At 46.6% G+C, this 17428-nt stretch carries 12 protein-coding genes and 1 CRISPR repeat array; of the genes, 4 read left to right on the top strand and 8 right to left on the bottom strand.

Annotation, left to right across the window (positions count from 1 at the left end):
- Positions 1 to 4 precede the first annotated feature (4 nt).
- Positions 5 to 2133: direct repeats of the CRISPR family, unit length 28 nt; unit sequence TTTCTAAGCTGCCTGTGCGGCAGTGAAC.
- 131 nt (positions 2134 to 2264) lie between these two features.
- The 6 genes from cas6f to cas1f are packed head-to-tail and all read right to left on the bottom strand — an operon-like array spanning position 2265 to position 10757.
- The gene (gene cas6f / locus ACYQ1O_RS09585) at positions 2265 to 2903 is read right to left on the bottom strand and encodes a type I-F CRISPR-associated endoribonuclease Cas6/Csy4 (protein ID WP_459991441.1); all 639 of its coding nucleotides are present in this window, start codon (positions 2901 to 2903) and stop codon (positions 2265 to 2267) included.
- Entirely contained in the window at positions 2904 to 3917 is a 1014-nt protein-coding gene (gene csy3 / locus ACYQ1O_RS09580; protein ID WP_459991440.1) for a type I-F CRISPR-associated protein Csy3, read from the bottom strand.
- 11 nt (positions 3918 to 3928) lie between these two features.
- Positions 3929 to 4966, bottom strand: a complete 1038-nt coding sequence (gene csy2 / locus ACYQ1O_RS09575; RefSeq protein WP_459991439.1) for a type I-F CRISPR-associated protein Csy2 — start codon at positions 4964 to 4966, stop codon at positions 3929 to 3931.
- Positions 4963 to 6459, bottom strand: coding sequence for a type I-F CRISPR-associated protein Csy1 (gene csy1 / locus ACYQ1O_RS09570; protein ID WP_459991438.1), 1497 nt, complete (start codon positions 6457 to 6459; stop codon positions 4963 to 4965). Before csy1 ends, csy2 begins: the two co-directional genes overlap by 4 nt.
- A 15-nt stretch (positions 6460 to 6474) precedes the next feature.
- Positions 6475 to 9774 carry a type I-F CRISPR-associated helicase Cas3f gene (gene cas3f, locus ACYQ1O_RS09565; RefSeq protein WP_459991437.1) on the bottom strand — a complete coding sequence of 1100 codons (3300 nt, stop codon included), beginning with the start codon at positions 9772 to 9774 and terminating at the stop codon, positions 6475 to 6477.
- The gene (gene cas1f / locus ACYQ1O_RS09560; protein WP_459991436.1) at positions 9771 to 10757 is read right to left on the bottom strand and encodes a type I-F CRISPR-associated endonuclease Cas1f; all 987 of its coding nucleotides are present in this window, start codon (positions 10755 to 10757) and stop codon (positions 9771 to 9773) included. The genes cas3f and cas1f overlap by 4 nt, the downstream gene beginning before the upstream one ends.
- 365 nt (positions 10758 to 11122) lie before the next feature.
- On the opposite strand from cas1f, the gene ACYQ1O_RS09555 reads away from it, so the two are divergent.
- Positions 11123 to 11644 carry a peroxiredoxin gene (locus ACYQ1O_RS09555; RefSeq protein ID WP_459991435.1) on the top strand — a complete coding sequence of 174 codons (522 nt, stop codon included), beginning with the start codon at positions 11123 to 11125 and terminating at the stop codon, positions 11642 to 11644.
- Positions 11645 to 11817: 173 nt separating this feature from the next.
- Positions 11818 to 13173 (top strand): glutathione-disulfide reductase, encoded by a 1356-nt coding sequence (gene gorA / locus ACYQ1O_RS09550; protein WP_459991434.1) that lies wholly within the window; start codon positions 11818 to 11820, stop codon positions 13171 to 13173.
- Between the two features lie 308 nt (positions 13174 to 13481).
- On the opposite strand, the gene ACYQ1O_RS09545 is transcribed toward gorA, so the two are convergent.
- Positions 13482 to 13739 carry a hypothetical protein gene (locus tag ACYQ1O_RS09545; RefSeq protein WP_459991433.1) on the bottom strand — a complete coding sequence of 86 codons (258 nt, stop codon included), beginning with the start codon at positions 13737 to 13739 and terminating at the stop codon, positions 13482 to 13484.
- Between the two features lie 494 nt (positions 13740 to 14233).
- A complete protein-coding gene (locus tag ACYQ1O_RS09540; protein WP_459991432.1) occupies positions 14234 to 15133 on the bottom strand; it encodes a LysR substrate-binding domain-containing protein in 900 nt (299 codons plus the stop codon).
- A gap of 212 nt (positions 15134 to 15345) precedes the next feature.
- On the opposite strand from ACYQ1O_RS09540, the gene ACYQ1O_RS09535 reads away from it, so the two are divergent.
- Complete coding sequence (locus ACYQ1O_RS09535) at positions 15346 to 16335, top strand: sterol desaturase family protein (RefSeq protein WP_459991431.1); 990 nt, start codon at positions 15346 to 15348, stop codon at positions 16333 to 16335.
- Between the two features lie 213 nt (positions 16336 to 16548).
- On the top strand, positions 16549 to 17409 hold the full coding sequence (locus ACYQ1O_RS09530) for a hypothetical protein (protein WP_459991430.1): 861 nt from the start codon (positions 16549 to 16551) through the stop codon (positions 17407 to 17409).
- Positions 17410 to 17428: the final 19 nt, after the last annotated feature.

Raw genomic sequence — 17428 nt, 5'->3', positions numbered from 1 at the left:
TGTTTTTCTAAGCTGCCTGTGCGGCAGTGAACAAAAACGGATCAATAAACGCCGCCGCCATGATTTTCTAAGCTGCCTGTGCGGCAGTGAACAACCGTAGCAATGGCTAAGTATCTGAGCTTAGATTTCTAAGCTGCCTGTGCGGCAGTGAACTGCAGCGTGACGTGGTGGTGAAATCGCCGGAATTTCTAAGCTGCCTGTGCGGCAGTGAACTCTCATCCTTCATGCCGTTGCAATGGGATACCTTTCTAAGCTGCCTGTGCGGCAGTGAACTGAACCTATTTAAAGACGGCGAGTTTTTGGATTTTCTAAGCTGCCTGTGCGGCAGTGAACCCAACGCCCTATCACAACCGACACTTTTTGCTTTTCTAAGCTGCCTGTGCGGCAGTGAACTTCGTTTTCCATCTGCTCTTGATTGCTCAGTTTTTCTAAGCTGCCTGTGCGGCAGTGAACAAAGCCTAAAAAGGGTTTATGTCCGCCATGAGTTTCTAAGCTGCCTGTGCGGCAGTGAACTTAAACAGCTCCACCACACACATCACCCTCATTTTCTAAGCTGCCTGTGCGGCAGTGAACTGGCGGCAAGGTGCAGACCTCCGTCAACTTTTTTTCTAAGCTGCCTGTGCGGCAGTGAACTCTTTTAGGGGTGCTGGCATTCGTCGTTGCTTTTTCTAAGCTGCCTGTGCGGCAGTGAACCAAGCTTAACAATGTCCGCATCGTTTACAGCTTTTCTAAGCTGCCTGTGCGGCAGTGAACTTCTCCGCGTCTTTGGTGTCTTTGCGCCTGTATTTCTAAGCTGCCTGTGCGGCAGTGAACTCACGAAACCAGGTATTCCAAATGAGATTGTATTTCTAAGCTGCCTGTGCGGCAGTGAACTAACAGGACTAGAGCCACCGCCCAAATACTCATTTCTAAGCTGCCTGTGCGGCAGTGAACCCTTGAAGATGGCTGCCGGTGCGCCTCCTTCGTTTCTAAGCTGCCTGTGCGGCAGTGAACGCGGTGGTGTTAACATTGCCGCCGTTGTCTATTTTCTAAGCTGCCTGTGCGGCAGTGAACATGTTATTCCAAAGATGAATTCACCTGTTGGCTTTCTAAGCTGCCTGTGCGGCAGTGAACTAGTACCCATCTATCATGAAGAGGTTTTGCCCTTTCTAAGCTGCCTGTGCGGCAGTGAACTAACGTCCTCAGGCTTATACATAGCACCCTGTTTTCTAAGCTGCCTGTGCGGCAGTGAACGAACATTCGCGGCGACTATTGGCACAGCGTATTTTCTAAGCTGCCTGTGCGGCAGTGAACAACTCAGCTTCACGATCGAGTTTGGCTTTAACTTTCTAAGCTGCCTGTGCGGCAGTGAACTCGGCACTCCGCCGCCGGCAGGCTTTATTTTTTTTCTAAGCTGCCTGTGCGGCAGTGAACGGAGTGCGACGCTCTTTTTGTCGCGCTTTGTCTTTCTAAGCTGCCTGTGCGGCAGTGAACACCAATGGGTTTCGGAGTGTTGCTCCGATGATTTTCTAAGCTGCCTGTGCGGCAGTGAACGCATTTGTCCCGCTAACGCCAGTGCTGTCTATTTTCTAAGCTGCCTGTGCGGCAGTGAACCGCCATTAAACACATTCTAGGCATTTGATGGTTTTCTAAGCTGCCTGTGCGGCAGTGAACCTGCACATGATGCAAAATTCCCTGTCCATCATTTTCTAAGCTGCCTGTGCGGCAGTGAACGGTGCTGTGTTTGTGGAAAGTTTATTTATCAATTTCTAAGCTGCCTGTGCGGCAGTGAACACCCTCCTAAAATGCCACTGCTTTTTTTGTCTTTTCTAAGCTGCCTGTGCGGCAGTGAACTTTACAACAAACAAAGGGAGATGCTCGCTAAATTTCTAAGCTGCCTGTGCGGCAGTGAACTTTTTTCTTTTTTGTCCCTTACCGCTTGATTTTTTCTAAGCTGCCTGTGCGGCAGTGAACTCTTTTCATGTTACAAACTTTGTTCATGAACATTTCTAAGCTGCCTGTGCGGCAGTGAACAAATTGAAACAATGAAGGAATTGGCTGAAAAATTTCTAAGCTGCCTGTGCGGCAGTGAACTGACCCCTCTACCCGTTGGCATCCCGCCGGACTTTCTAAGCTGCCTGTGCGGCAGTGAACAGGCTTCCGATGTTCTGGAAGCCTGTCGCGTAGCAGTATACAGGCATTTTCAACGGTTTTACCCATTGCTAAAACGCCTGTTTACAACTGATTGATATTTCTCTATTTTTAAAAAGCGCGAAAAACTTGGGTCAAAAATCGGGGACGGTGGCTAGGGCGCTTAGGCCGTAACTGCCAAAATCGCCTTTGCTGGGTTTTTCGACTGCGGTTTTTTTAATCCACAAACAAAACCGTTGCCCGCCGCTTAGGCTTTCTAGGCGGATGAACGGCGTGGTCAGGGGTTTCTGCGTCAACGGCTGGTAGCAAGTTAAGGCCGCGTCGTAGCTGAGGGTATGCCGTTTGGCATAGCGTCTGGCGAGGCGTTCTTTACTGGCTTTGGGTTGCTCGCGTTGGTATGTAGCGTAGCCGACGAGCTTTTCCGGAACGGGGCGGATGCTGGTGCAATGCACGTAGTCGCTCAGCCGCGCCAACCAGTGGCTGGCGTTAAATTGGCTGAGCGTGGCTTCGTGTTCGGCAAACAAACGCAACTTGCCGCCCAATATGCCGAACTTTTCGGTGCTTCTGGAGGCGAGGGCGTCGTCGTCGGCAGGAAGCCGTGAACGACCGCCCTGCACATACTCAGGAAACGCCACACCAATCGGCACACGGCCTTGGTCGTCTTGCATTTCCACCAAGCCTAGGTGGATTTGTTGGTAGACTTTTGACCAGAGGAAATGGATAGGGATTTCTTCTTCGGGTAATAATTTTATTTCCTGATAAAAATTCAGCATTTACTCATTACCCCCAAAAACACCTCCGCGAATCAGCGTCGCAATAACGTAATGTTGTTGTTCAGCCGGAATCTCGCCATCTTTCAGCCATTTCAGGAATAAGGTATAAAAATCATTTTTTGAACCATTATTTGTAATGCGGTGTGCTTCTCCCCTTGATGTAACTGAACCATATGGTTCAACAGCAATGGCTCTTGTGTTGATGTCATCAGCGTACCAAGTGTCTATAGTGCGTAAGGCATTACCGATTTTTTCCGAGTGCATGGCGGCGCAATTATTTAGTTGAAATAAAAACTTTGATTTTTCTCCGTCTTTTGACTTTGCCATTATCATTTCTTGTGAAGGCCAAACATGTTGCCCTAATCCGAGTTTGGCAAATGCAATGATTTCTAAATACTCAAAACCGTCACCTTGTAAGCCGTTTTGAATCACTGCAACCAGTTGTGCAAACGGGTGGTCGCTATCATCTGGTGATGGGCTAAATTTGCTAAGCGAATATTCGTAAGCATTAAATGACCAAGTTTCTTTACCATGCTTTATTTTGATACAAATCGATTCCGCGCCGACACGGTTACGCCATAAAAACCGCCCATTGGCGATGTTATTGGCATAACGGGTAGCCAATTCTTTAAATTGATGGTCATTTCGATAAGAATCAATTTTTTGCTTTAGAGCAAGGTCAAACGATGGCGTATCACAGGCAGTTGGCTCTTCGAGTTGACCTAATAACTTTAGCGTGAAGCTAAGGCGTAATGTGTCAGCATCAAAAGGTAATGAAGCATCATCGACATGAACTGGATTGGGATCGGTTTTTTCCGAATCAGCTACTCCATATTGGCTTTTTGTGCCTCTATTTCTTTTTTCATGCAATCGAATTGGTTGCCATGTGTCTGGTTGGTCGATTTCAGACCATAATCCCGATGCCATCAACGCATCGGAAACTTCCAGTTTACGGCTAAATGCCAGTACTGATGGCAATGTTAATCCAGTCGTTTTGTTTGTTTTTGCAGCCATTATTTTTCTCCTTAGGTAAGTGAACTTAAAAAATCATCTTCAAAATCATCATCGGCAGCCTCTTCGGATTCATTCGCTGCGGGTTTAGGTTGAGCCTGTTGACCTTGTTGGCATAAATACCAATCTTGCTCGTGACGGTAATGCCAGAGCTCGTGACGGTAATGCCAGAGCATGTCTGCAACCTGTTGAATACGGTGCAAGCTGCGCCACTCGCCTATGCTGTGCACAGCTTCAACAAAGCAAACAGGGGTGGTGGAATCGCGGGTACTTGCCACTTCACCCGCCGGATAAACTGGGCTTATCGCTTTGTAACCGTTGTTGATGGGGACAATCCAACCTTTGGCGGGTTTGTCCATGCGTAGCCATTCGGCTTCGGTGGTATCGGAAGGAGCCAGTTCTCCCTCCTTTAGTTTGGGTTGTGCTTGGTATTTAAGGGCGGAAAAATCCAGCCAAGCATCCATTAACTCAACATCGGTTTGCTGTTGTTTTAAGGCGTGGTAATGGTCAGCCAATAAATCGGCGCGATCCATCAGCACAAACCCAGGTAGCAGCAAGCGTTTAAGTTTTCTCAATAGTTTTTGTTGATCCACATTGAGTATATGAACGGCAGCGATTTTTTCGATAGAGCCACCTCCCAATCTATGCTGATGGGCTAAATCATGGAGCGCTTGTTTTAGGGCATTAATTTCAGCTGTTCGGCTTAGATTCAAATCAGGGCAGGCCATGACTAAAGAAACCGTCATATTCATTTTGCCTTCTTCGATAATAGGCGGCGTTTCTTTGGCTTTGGCTCTTGTTGTTGGCGGATTTTTGCTTTGTGCAAAGACATAATCACCAAAACCTTTGGGCTGGTAAGCATGTATTTGGTGCTGATGGCAAATGACCGCACAACCTTGCAATGTCAATTTTTGGCTGACTGATAGCTTTCTGGACAAGGCATGACCAAAACCTAAAAAATGGGTAATTGCCGGAAAGCCGTAGGTAAATCCGGCAATGCAATTGGCATCTTGGACGCTGATTCGCTCAAAAACGATGTAGGCATTACTCATGCTTGCTCCTCTAATGTGCTAGTTTCTAAATCCGCTTCGGCAAGCGCGTTAAATTCACGTAGCAAGGGCGTAAATAATTTTTGCCATTGTTTTTCGTGCGCCGTGCCTAACATCAGTTGTTTGTGTTTGATTTGTCGGTTTATCCATTTGGAAAAGTCGATAACCACATCGCTTGACCAATCCAGCGTGGCTTTTGCAGTTTGGAAGTCGTCATCCGACCTTAATGGGTCTAGCCAATATTGCTGATGGGCTGGTAATTGCGATGTTTGCGACCAGCCAATGTGTTGTGTAAGCCCTTGGATTTGGGCTGCGTAATCGAACACCACATCGGCAATATCCGTAATGTGTTCACGGATAAGTTGCTTGCGCTGTAGATTTACGCTGAGATTGTTGGCTTTAATGGCTAACAGCAAGTTTTTAAGCTCGGTTAGCGGCTCTCTGGCTTGAGCGGCAAGTTGTTTATTAAATAAGGTTTTTAAATGGATAGGTGGCTTGGTTTGGGTTTGCCATTGTGGCGGGATGGCGGGAAATAAAGTTAATTGCCCATTACGTTTACCATTCAAATTAGAAACATTTTGGTGGTTGGTTTGCGTGGTTTTTAATACGGCAGTTCTAAGGAACATTCTTGCCACTTCTGCACTGAACGTTTTATCTGCTCTAGCCTTATTTACTGGCGTCTCTTTTCGGCGTGCTTCCCAAATTCGGTCATCAATCACTTGCGCCAGACTTGATGAAATCAGCGGCGTTAATAAGTGATAGCGGCTTTCTGGGAGTAGAGGAAAATAAACCTGTTTAGCCAGAATATGACTGGATTTGGTTTTTTCGTTAAAGGCCAAGCTAAATTGTTCTTGCCATAATTGAAGCTGGACGTCGTCTTCGGCATAAGATTTTAAAACCGAAGGGTCAGCGCAGATTATTTTCCCCAGCATTTCACCTGCACAATCTAACTGTAAAAACTCGGCGATAGGGGCATATTCAGCCGTTGAATAAGCAAAATCTATTGGGAGTTTTTCCACTGAATTGGCAGAAACCAAAAGCATTTTGGGTTGCAGTACGCCAAATGCCAAGCCGTTGAAATTTGATGCTTTTGCGCTGGAATGGGTCAGTTTGGCAATATGGGTTATATCTAACACGACGCCACTGGCTTTATTTGCCGCGTCAGCAAGCCATTGGCTAGGGGTAAATTTTTCATCTAATGTCTGGATGCTTTTGGCTGCATCGCTTTTTACGTCAAGCAACAAAACTGGATTTTGATAATTTAGGTTAAGCAGTTGCGTGTATTTTTCTTGTATATGCTCCAGTGCGCTTTGCTCTTTAGGTTTTTTCGAATCAAGCAAAGTTTTTGCTTGATCTTTTAGTTCTTGGCTTTCGGATGACTTAGCAAATTTTTCGCCGCATATCTTCAAGGTTTCTTTTAGTATTTTTTCTAACCCAGGCTGTTTTTTTCGCTGAAAAAATGCCTCAATGATTTCAATTACCTGTTGGTTTTCCATTAACTCGCTCCTCGTCTAAATTTCTCTAAAAACCCCAAGTGCAGGGGAGTAATACCATTCATTGATTTGATCTTCATAGTCAGGCAGGCGGATTTCGCCAAAACAATAGCTGATATATTTCAAAGGTTTTTCTAGCTGATCTCCTAAATGCCGATATTGATCGTGAATATCGAAAACCAACCACGCTTGATTGCCTTGGGCTAGCGTGACATCAATATTTGTAATAACTGACACGTCTTTATATTCAACGGGATTGACCTTGTCGTTTTTGATTTGCCAAACGGGCTCGTCCTCTTCTTCTACCAGATAAAGGCAATAGGCTTGGTCAGGTGTAGATGCCCGAAAAGGTTGTTTGCGTTGGATTTCGGCGCACCATGAGACCTTATTTAACCACCAGAGTCGGGCATTATTTTTTTGTCCGCTGTCGCCTAGTAGTATTTCGCGGTAGGCCATGTGTTCTAAAAAAACTAAATTGTTAAACGGTGGTTTACTGTTTTCCTTTTTTATAGGTGGGCAAAAAATGCTGGGCGTGGAACGTGGTATTGCATATTGCTGGTTATCAAGAATTTCAGCTAAGTCGTGGCTGCTTAGTTTTCGGTTCTTAGCCTCAAATCCTGGTTTTTCATAGGCAATCTCTTTGCCTTTTAAAGCTTTATGGTTTTTCGCCAAAATATATAAATTCTCTGTCTTGGGTATTAATTTTCGATGCCGTTGTATCCGCCCAGCAATTTGAATAATTGAGCGCATGGAACTGGGTTCGGCTATTGCCCAATCGTAATCATGGTCGCGCCCCACTTCTGCCACCGAAGTAGCCAACACTACAAAAAGCTGGTTTTGCTCTGGATAATGTCTTAAAGCGTATTGAATTTCGGGGCAATCCCAGATGATTTCTGGGTTTTTGCGGTTTAGGGCTTGGTCTAATTTGCTTTCAATAAAAGCTCGTTGCGCCAAAGGATATTGGCTGTGGTAAACGCAGTAATGGATACGGTAATTTGCGGGCGCAGGATTTTTGTAAAGCAGCCTAGCAATCGCCACTAAAGGGTTGATATTGGCGATGCGTACCAAGCCGATTGAGATTTTTTTACCGGATGCGTGTTGTTGGTGATGGTTTTGATGTAAGGCTAGTAGATTTTGCCGAATAACCTCGCTCATGGCGTTGAGTGGTAGTAAATCGGCTGTCCCGGCAATTTCCAGTAATTTTGCTTTACGCAAAACTGACTTTTCTTTCCCTAGATTGGTAATGCGCTTTTGAATGAATTCATCATGCGCTTTGATAAAGCTTGGGATTCCCTCATGTTCTGATGTTTGGACACTGAATTCATCAAACCAAGCGCAGATAACCGGTTTTAGCGCATTGGCTTGATTGGTAGCGGTATTAAATGCTTTCCGCCCTGTTTGGTAGGCTTCAAACAGGGCATAAGCCAACGCAGGCGGCATGGTTGCCGTAGACAACAATACCTTTGCACCCAGCATACCTGCCCAATTCACCAAACGCGCTAATGCGGGTAAATCGTTTAAGTCAAATTCGTCTGGCTCATCTAACACTAAGTCGGATGTCAACAAGCGCAACATCGGCACAATTTGTTTGCCGCCCCGTACACCTTCTGTCGCTGGTGTTAAGTGGTCAATGGTGCTGACCAAAATGGGCGCATGTAAGAGTTTTTTGGCTTTGGGTTTGTCTTTAAACCATTTCTCTAATTGGCCTTCATAAGCTTCGATGCCATAAATGACATCAAAACCGTCATCATCCACATCTATTTCTAAACTTTCGCTACCGCGAATCGCTAATGGCTCGTCATCCGTTTGTTTGCCTTGGTTGATTTTGTTCAGTCGTAAAACAGCCTGTGAACCAATCAACGTGGCAATCTCGGTTTTATCAAGTTCCAAGCGTTTTTCAAGGGCTTCGCCAGTTTGTAAGGTCAATGTCCGCAAACCCAAGGCAACACTAAAACGGCAACCTTCCGATTCATCGGCTAAACCATACATAATTCTGGCATTCGCCAAGGTTTTGCCTTTTCCTGTCGAAGCCATGTTGATGCCGAAAAAACCTTGTTCTTTAACTTGGTTTTGAACTTGTTGGGCTGCTTGGTAGGCTTTGGTTTGCCAAGGTTCTTTGTCTTCTTTTGGACCTTTGGCTAAGGTTTTATTGGGGGGGAGTGTTGGTAATTCTTCGCGTAAGCGTCTTAATTTTAAAATAAACTCAAAGGCGTGTTGGCTTACGCCGACGTTGTGTTCATCCAGTTTTTGCTTAAGTTGGTTTTGTTTGTCGGTATTGGCGTAAGCCAGATAATTGGTGTCTTGCCACTTAGCTTCTGGGGCTTTGCCGGAATAGTGATGGTCGGCAAGCATCAAGGCCAGACGCGACAAGTGCATTACAAAGGGCTGGTTAAGCCAATCAATATCTATTAAACCTTGGCAAATCAATGCCCGTTTTGATAGTTGAACAGCTTTGTCCTGCCATGTTTTACTGATTAATGGCGTGTGATGGGTAAACGTCCAATTGGCTTTTAAGGCTTCCTCTTTCCAATCATGATTGCGGCTATTGAGCGAATTCCAAGAATCATCAAAATCATTATTCAGCCATATATTGGGCTGGTCAATTTTGGGTTCTGTTTCACCTTGTTTGGGATAAATAGGTAGGCGATGGTGTGAAACTATCAACCAAGCCACTAATTTTGCGAACGCTGGCAAGGTATCGAATGGGTTGTTAAATTCACCCGCGTTAGGATGATCGACTTCAATTTTTTGCAGAACTTGGTTTTCTAAGTCTTCATTAACATTTGCCAGTTGCTTAAGCCATTCTTGGTCGCTGCTTTTATCAACAAATGCCTGAAAAAGTCGTAAAGATACCCATTCATGCCGATAAGGCTCAAATCTTTTTGCATTTTGGCTTTTCTTGGTTCGATTGAGTTTTTCTTGAAACAAGTCGTTGGCTTTGCCTAAATCATGGAATAAGCCAGCAATTGCAGAAGCGATGGCGATAATTTCGGTAGTGTGCCAACCTTTTTCCCATTCTCGATGGCTGAAATCTTTTCTGGTGCTATTCACAGGCACAATCCCCTCCGAATTAAAACACCGCCGATTCCCCACAATCCAAACCAATTCACTGCGGCTTCTTGACCGTTGCCAATGGCAAGCCACGGCGGTGTTTTTGGTGGCGGTTTTGCGTAATAAGGTTTTGACGGCAATCAGGCCATCTTCGGTGATGACAGTTTGCCAGGTGTTGTCACCGATGCGGTTGGCGAAGGCATCTAATACCCGGCGGGTGCGGGTTAGGGCTTTTTTCTGGCATTGGCTGATGAATGTGACCATCATAGAGATTTACCCTCACCCAACCCTCTCCCAAGGGGAGAGGGTTCTAATGTACTGGTGGCTTGTTGTTTGACTTGTTCAAACATGAAATCTAGGGCTTTGTGTTCGGTGAATTTTTGCAGGATTTGTTGGCGGAATTCTTGTTCGGTGGTTTTTTCTTTGGCGCAGACAAAAGCCCAGGGCAGCACGATGGCATCTTTCACTAGGTCGGCGACGTCGAAAACCAATGCGCCGCGTCGGGTTTTGCCGTGCATGACGGCGAAGCCGTGCGGGATGCCGAGTACCCAGAGCGTGGTGGCGGCGAGTCCGTAGGCTAGATAGTTGCCGTGGTTTAAAAAGCCATTGGCAAGGTCGGTGGCTTGGTGGTCGCGGGTGAAGCCGCCTTGGCCTGTGCTTTGCGCGGCGTAGCGGTAGAGTTGTTTGGTGAGTTGGGCTTCGCGTAGCAGTAAGTCGCCGACTTTGGTGGCGGTGTCGATTTGTTCGCTGTGGGTTTTTAGTGCTGCGGTTAGGTGGTGGTCGTCGGTAAAAAAGTTTTCGGCTTTTAAGTCGCGGTCTTTTTGCCAGATTTTTTGCAGGTAGCCAAGGCGGGCGTGTTGGAAGTTTTTGGCGACGGCGAGGCGTTGGTTTTCGTCAAACCAGAATTTTAGCCAGCCTTGCACGTAGTCGGTGGGGCGGTATTCGCTTTGTGGGGTGAGCCATTCAATTTCGCTACCGGAGAATAACGGTGTGCCGCCACCACCACAAAAGCCAACCAATACGCCCGCGCTGGCAAGCATCCGCATGGCGGCTTGGGTGATGGACGTGCCGGTGCCAAGCAGGATGACGGTGGTGTTGGCGATGGGGATGTTCCAGTAATAGTTTTCGTCTTTGGCTTCGGTGAGGTACAAGACGCGCCCGTCTTTTTGCATGACGCGGCATTTTTCTAGGTAGTAGATGTTGGCGCGTTTGGAGTGGAGAATGGCTTTGAGGTCGGTGAGTTGTTCCATGCTGGCTTTAGTTAGGTCGTGGTAAAAATAACATATTTATTAATTGGTTAGGTTTTGTTTATAAGCTTGCTTGTGAAAAGGTTTTGTCTTTTTGGAAAGAAAATAAGGGTTGTAAATCGTTGGTGTTTTGGGGCAGGGTAATGCTTTTATATATTCAAATTATCAATTGTTTTTATAAAAACAATCAATTTTAGATTGGTTTAAAACGTCGCTAAACTATCCCCCGTACTGAATGAATTGACTAAATGTCTGAAATAAAAAGTCTTTGTATTCACTTAGTATGGTTTTGTCTGCAACTTAACGCTGAGTTTAAAGCTCAGAGCCTTTGCTAGCAAACTGACTTTATTTCTTATTGGAGAACAACCATGACCACTACCGTACCCAACGTTATTTTCAAAACCCGTGTCCGCGATGAAAGCATCGGCGGTGATAACCCGTTCCGCTGGCAAGATGTCAGCACCGATGACATTTTCAAAGGCAAAAAAATTGTCGTCTTGGCGTTGCCTGGCGCTTACACACCAACTTGCTCCAGCACGCATTTGCCCGGCTTTGAAGCCAAGTATGCGGAAATTATCGCCCAAGGTGTTGATGAAGTTTATTGCTTGAGCGTTAACGATGCCTTCACCATGTTCCAATGGGGCAAACATTTGGGCATCAAAAACGTCAAGATGTTGCCGGATGGCAATGGCGATTTCACCCGTGGCATGGGCATGTTGGTGAAGAAAGAAAACGTAGGCTTCGGCTACCGTTCATGGCGTTATGCCATGTTGGTCGATGACGGCGCGATTGTTAAATTATTCAGCGAACCCGGCATTGCCGACAACTACCCTGAAGACCCGTTCACCGTCAGCAGTGCGGAAACCATGTTGGCTTATTTACAACAATAAAATCAGTGGTAGTGGGTCAAATCTGTCATTCCAGTTGGTAATCTGTCTGTAGGTGCGAATTTATTCGCATACAATCCGTTGTCTGTGCGAATAAATTCGCACCTACTTATGCATTGCCGACATTCAATCAGATTGGCCCAACTACCCAATACGCTATTATCAAGAGAATCCCCATGACAAACTACGATTACGATTTATTCGTGATAGGCGCAGGTTCGGGCGGCGTGCGCGCGGCGCGGATGGCGGCGGCTTTGGGCGTGCGCGTTGGCATTGCCGAAAACCGCTATCTGGGCGGCACTTGCGTGAATGTCGGTTGCGTACCGAAAAAACTGTTCGTCTACGCCGCGCATTTCCATGACGATTTTGCCGCCGCCAAAGGCTTTGGCTGGTCAGTCGGCGAGCCGCAATTCGATTGGGCAACCTTGCGCCAGCAAAAAAATCAGGAAATCGAACGCCTGCAAGGCATTTACGGCAATTTGCTGAGCAATTCCGGCGTGACTGTTTACGATGAACAGGCGCAATTGCTGGATGCCCATAGCGTACAAATCGGCGACCAAAAACTCACTGCCGAGCGCATTTTAATCGCCACGGGCGGCTGGCCTGTGATACCCGATATACCGGGCAAAGAGCATATCGTCAGCTCCAATGACATGTTCGCGCTGGAAGCCTTACCGAAACGGCTGGTCATCGTCGGCGGCGGTTATATCGCCGTGGAATTTGCTGGCATTATGAATGGCTTAGGTGTGGAAACCACCTTGTGCTGCCGTGGCGACAAACTGCTGCGCGGTTTTGATGACGACATCCGCGATTTCGTCGCCCAAGAAATGCGGAAAAAAGGCATTACCATTTTGTTGGATAGCCATATCGAAGCCATCCACAAAAGCGCTGGCGGCTACCAGCTGATAACCGACAGCAAGCAAATCTTAGTTGCCGATTTGGTGTTATACGCAACGGGCAGATCGCCCAATACTGCTGGCTTAGGTTTAGAAGCGGTGGGCGTAGCAACCACCGACATCGGTGCCATAAAAATCAACGCCGATTACCAAACCAACATCCCATCGATTTACGCCTTGGGCGACGTTACCCACCACATCAGCCTAACGCCCGTGGCAACCGCCGAAGCGATGGCGTTGGTCAACCAGTTGTACACCGACAAACGCACACCCGTGGATTACGACAACATTCCCACCGCCGTGTTTTGCCAACCGAATGTCGGCACGGTCGGTTTGACTGAAGCCGAAGCCAGAAAGCGGTTTGCTGACGATGTCGTGGTTTACAAGTCGGTATTTACGCCGATGAAACATACTTTGTCGGGCTTAGGCGAAAAAACCTTGATGAAAATGCTGGTACAAGGCAGTACCGATAAAGTCTTGGGTATTCACATGGTGGGGTCTGATGCTGGCGAGATTATCCAAGGTATGGCGGTGGCGATTCGGGCAGGCGCGACCAAGGCGGTGTTTGATTCAACCATTGGCATTCATCCAACAGCGGCTGAAGAGTTTGTGACGATGCGGACGGCTGTCCAGTAGTTTTTTTGGGAAATGCTGACTAAACCAGCTAATGATGCTTCAGGTTTAATCAGCATATTCCCGTTTTTTTTAGGCTTAATGCCTAAAGTGGGGTGGCTTAAATGTTGCCCCAAAAGATAGTAAAGAATACAACGGCGATGACGATTGCGCCGAAAATGCCAAAAAAATGCACTTCGTATTCGATTTTTTTTACTGCTTTCATGGTTCTTACCTCCAAAAACAAACTTATTTAAAGAAGCAAGGCGATTTAATCACTTTCGGATACCAATAAGTTTTTGCTTATCTGTCCTTTGGCTCACTTTTTAGGGTCATGTCTCCTGTTTTTCTTCAGTAATATCATCTGCATTGCCAGGGTGTTGCTTTTCAATGATCGGGTTGTGTCCGTCCAACAAAAGTTGGGTTAGAGCCGCCAATTTACCTTCGTCTAGCCGTTTCGCCTTGCATTCACGCTTTAACAGTTTGACGAACGGCAACAGTGTTTCATTCACCTTTACCGTCGGTTGCGGTGGTTTTTTCTCGCTGGGCGGTAACGCTTTGCGACCCCGCTTTTGGCCTTTTTTGGACATTTTTTTTAACCGTCAATAAAAAAGTAACCTCATTATATCCTCATGAAAGCCAATGGCAATTTATTTTTAGGTTACTTTTTAATTAATAGATGTTGAGCAGTAGCTCATTTTGCTTCCCGTATTTATTTCTAAGCCTCAGAAAGTGTCTCCGTAACATGACGTTACGAAGTAACGTAGTGTTGACCCGTTTGCCGCGTCGAGCACCGGAGTATTTGTCGGGAACAGCCCGAAAGGGGTGCGGCAGGGATGCCGCACGGCGGCAAAGGGGCAGGAAGCCCCTTTTGCCGTCCCCCCGACAAATGCGAGGAGCGCAAGACATGAGCGGCAACAGGGCCGCTTTTACTTTGGTTACTTTCTTTTGGCGGCGCAAAAGAAAGTAACTCGCCTTCGGGTGCGAGAACCCGATTAAAAAAATCGTCGCGATAGCGACCCAATAGTTTGTTGTTATACCGCAGAAAATGTCTACGTAAGGTCAATTAATAAAAATAATGCCTTCACGCGTGCATATCCCGCGCTGCCAACAGCAGTTCATCAATAAAATGCTGGCTGTATTGCGGCAGGTAGTTGTGTTTCAAATAGGCAATTTTGGTGCTGGAACGGCTGATGAGATGCGACAAGTCACGGGCCAGCAAGTCTTGGTCGGTCAGCGGGTCAAACGCCATGCCGGCAATCAGGCCCACACCCATGCCTAAGCGCACGTAGGTTTTGATGACATCGGTGTCGGTGGCTGCCAAGGTGATGTCCAAGTCTACGCCCACGCTTTTGAACGCGCTTTCAATATTGGAACGCCCTGTAAAACCAAAGCTGTAGGTGAGGATAGGGTAGGCGGCTAAGCGTTCTAAGGTGATTTCGCCTTGGCTGAGCGGGTGGTCTTGCGGAATAACGGCGGCATGGCTCCATTCGTAGCAGGTTTTGATGACCAAGTTGGCGTCTTCATCGACCTTTTCGGTGCAAATGGCAATGTCAGCGGTGCGGCTGTGGATTTGGTCGATCAGCTGTTCGGGCGAGGCTTGCACCATGTAAATTTTCACGCCTGGGTATTTTTCTTTAAAACGGCGGATGGGCGTGGTCAGGAAATATTTGGCTTGGGTGTGGGTGGTGGCGATGTGCAGCGTGCCTTGGTTGCTGTCCAAATAATCCGAGGCCAGCGTTTGGATATTCTTTTTGGCGCGGTTGATAACCGCCACTTCTTCCATAATCTTCAAACCCAAAGGCGTCATGCCTTGCAGTTTTTTGCCTTTGCGTTCAAACAACGGCGAGCCGAGTTCGTTTTCAAACAGTTGCAGTTGCCGGCTGACTGCCGATTGGACGATGTGCATTTTTTCAGCGGCTTTAGAGAGGTTAAAGTCGGTCTCATGCAAGACGCGCAGTAATTCAATTTGACTTAAATTCATTGCTTTACCTAGTTGGGTGATTTTTAATTATCTATTTATTAGTTAATAAAATCTATAATTATCGTTTTATTAAATAATAAACACGCATTACGATGAGCTTGGGCAAATTTTAACCCCCGCCTTTTCAATGTATGAGCGTTTACTTTATCGACAAGACAACTTGAGACGACCTTGCTCAGAATGGTTCATCCATTTTTAATTGAGGACTTGTCATGTCAAATACTTATTTTATTTCAACGCTTTATTCCGGCTTTGAGGCAACCGCTTGGCTGGATTTTGCACTCGATGCGGCCTTGCCGGTTTTTTTCGGCCTATTGGCTGTTCTGGAAATCAGCTCCCCTTTTAAGAAATCTGCCCGCAAGCGCTTGCGCCAATCCTATCAGGCCAATTTGGGTTTGTTTGCCGTTAATGGCGTGCTGATGGCTTTGTTGTCGGTCTCGTCTTTGTTAGTTTTGGCGCAAAATTATAGCCATTGGGGATTGTTAAGTGCCGTTGACAACACGCATTTAAAAATCGGTTTGTCATTATTGCTGCTCGATGCCTTGTTATACGCATGGCATTTTGCATGCCATCACTTTGATAGTCTGTGGCTTTTCCATAAAGTTCATCATAACGATGCGGCGGTTAACACCAGCACGGCGTTTCGTGTGCATGTTGCCGAGCTGCTGTTGACAACCTTGGTAAAGTCGCTGGCGATTGTTTTGTTGGGCATCGATGCGATGGCTTTGTTGCTTTACGAAACGGTTTACCCCTTTTTTATCATTTTCCATCACGCCAACATCAAGTTTAACGCCGAATATTGGCTGGGCTGGTTGGTGATTGTGCCGGCTTTGCACCGCACCCACCATGCGGAACTGCGCCACCAGCATGACCACAACTACGGTGCGGTGCTATCGGTTTGGGACCGTTTGTTGGGCACTTTGCTGGTGCAAGAGCCAGACGCCATCGGTCTTGCGGGCGATTCGCCACAGACAGTGTGGGGCTTGCTGGGTTTTGGATTTGGCTTTAACGGGCCAGCAACGGCGATACCTGCCTTGGATGCCATGATTGCCGAAGCGGCCTACTACCGTGCCGAAAAACGTAATTTTAGTCCGGGCGATGAATTGGCGGACTGGTTGGAAGCCAAGCGCGACATTCTCAACAGTGCCTATGCCAACAACTTAGAGCAAGAAGCCTGGCATCTGCCAAGCCTGTGGCCTTAATTAACCATTAGTTTGGACGAGGCTCAGCGGCGGTGTAAAACAGACTTTATATCTTTTTTTAAGATATAAAATTCTAAATATATCGTTTTATTTAATAATCTGCTTGGCTTAAATTATCACCAACAGCCAAGCAAAGCACTGATGAAAATCACTCAGGCTGTAACCGCCAGTTGGCTTAACGTGACTTAAATAAAAATACCCAGAGGAATTGCCATGTACTTACAACCTTTAGTTGAACACTTAAATGATGCTTTCAGCCGCGAACACCGCACCAGTTTCCGTCCGTTTGTTTTGGAAGGCAACTTGGTGAGCGGCATCTTCGGACCGATCCGCATCAGCAGTTTGTTTACGCCAATCCGGACCAACAAAAGCCCAGAAACCATTATTGGCCATAAGGCGCAAATCAACGTCTCCACTTTTGAAACCAAACGCCTTTACTCGGAAGAAGTGGAAAATTTGTTGAGTTATGACCGCAACGCGGCGGTTAGCGAATCCATCGTCAACTTTGACCGCTTATGCCGCACCGTGCATTTGTTGAATTACTTGCCGATCGTGCCTTTGCAACGGCGCATATTTTTGGAAGTCGATCCGCGCCATATTTTGGGCGTTAAAAAAGATCACGGCGCGTATTTTGAAGACATTATTGAGCGTTGCGGATTATCCACGAAAAACATTGTGATCTTGACCACGCTGAGCAGCCAATATGCCAAATATTACCAAGAGTTGCATAACGGTCTGAGTAACTACAAACAACGCGGCTACCAAATTGCTGTGAAGTTTGATGTTGAAAGTGGCAAAAATGAATCGTTTGATTTCATCTCCAAATTGTCGCTGGATTATGTGTGCTTTTCGGTGGGTGATTTGGAATTGCCCAAAGACCAAGTGCAATTGGATAGGTTGAACCAGCTGAAAACCTTGGTGAACGCCATAGGCGCACAAAGCATTTTGAAGCAAGCCAACCAAAAACAAGCCGAACAAATTGCCCGCACGGTAGGGTTTGATTTGGTTCACGGCAGTTATTACGCCGACATCCCGCATGTTAACGCCAATTTGGCAAGCGCAGTCGCCGCGTAATCATTGCCTACAAAGTTTG

The organism is Methylosoma difficile (assembly GCF_054657615.1).
The sequence above is the reverse complement of the archived record's forward strand: the minus strand, read 5'-3'. Positions and strand labels throughout refer to the sequence as shown.

Coding starts and splice junctions, on each gene's coding strand:
- ACYQ1O_RS09555 (WP_459991435.1), top strand. CDS start 11,123: ATGACCACTACCGTACCCAACGTTATTTTCAAAACCCGTGTCCGCGAT.
- csy1 (WP_459991438.1), bottom strand. CDS start 6,459: ATGGAAAACCAACAGGTAATTGAAATCATTGAGGCATTTTTTCAGCGA.
- csy3 (WP_459991440.1), bottom strand. CDS start 3,917: ATGGCTGCAAAAACAAACAAAACGACTGGATTAACATTGCCATCAGTA.
- cas3f (WP_459991437.1), bottom strand. CDS start 9,774: ATGATGGTCACATTCATCAGCCAATGCCAGAAAAAAGCCCTAACCCGC.
- csy2 (WP_459991439.1), bottom strand. CDS start 4,966: ATGAGTAATGCCTACATCGTTTTTGAGCGAATCAGCGTCCAAGATGCC.
- ACYQ1O_RS09535 (WP_459991431.1), top strand. CDS start 15,346: ATGTCAAATACTTATTTTATTTCAACGCTTTATTCCGGCTTTGAGGCA.
- cas1f (WP_459991436.1), bottom strand. CDS start 10,757: ATGGAACAACTCACCGACCTCAAAGCCATTCTCCACTCCAAACGCGCC.
- cas6f (WP_459991441.1), bottom strand. CDS start 2,903: ATGCTGAATTTTTATCAGGAAATAAAATTATTACCCGAAGAAGAAATC.
- ACYQ1O_RS09540 (WP_459991432.1), bottom strand. CDS start 15,133: ATGAATTTAAGTCAAATTGAATTACTGCGCGTCTTGCATGAGACCGAC.
- gorA (WP_459991434.1), top strand. CDS start 11,818: ATGACAAACTACGATTACGATTTATTCGTGATAGGCGCAGGTTCGGGC.
- ACYQ1O_RS09530 (WP_459991430.1), top strand. CDS start 16,549: ATGTACTTACAACCTTTAGTTGAACACTTAAATGATGCTTTCAGCCGC.
- ACYQ1O_RS09545 (WP_459991433.1), bottom strand. CDS start 13,739: ATGTCCAAAAAAGGCCAAAAGCGGGGTCGCAAAGCGTTACCGCCCAGC.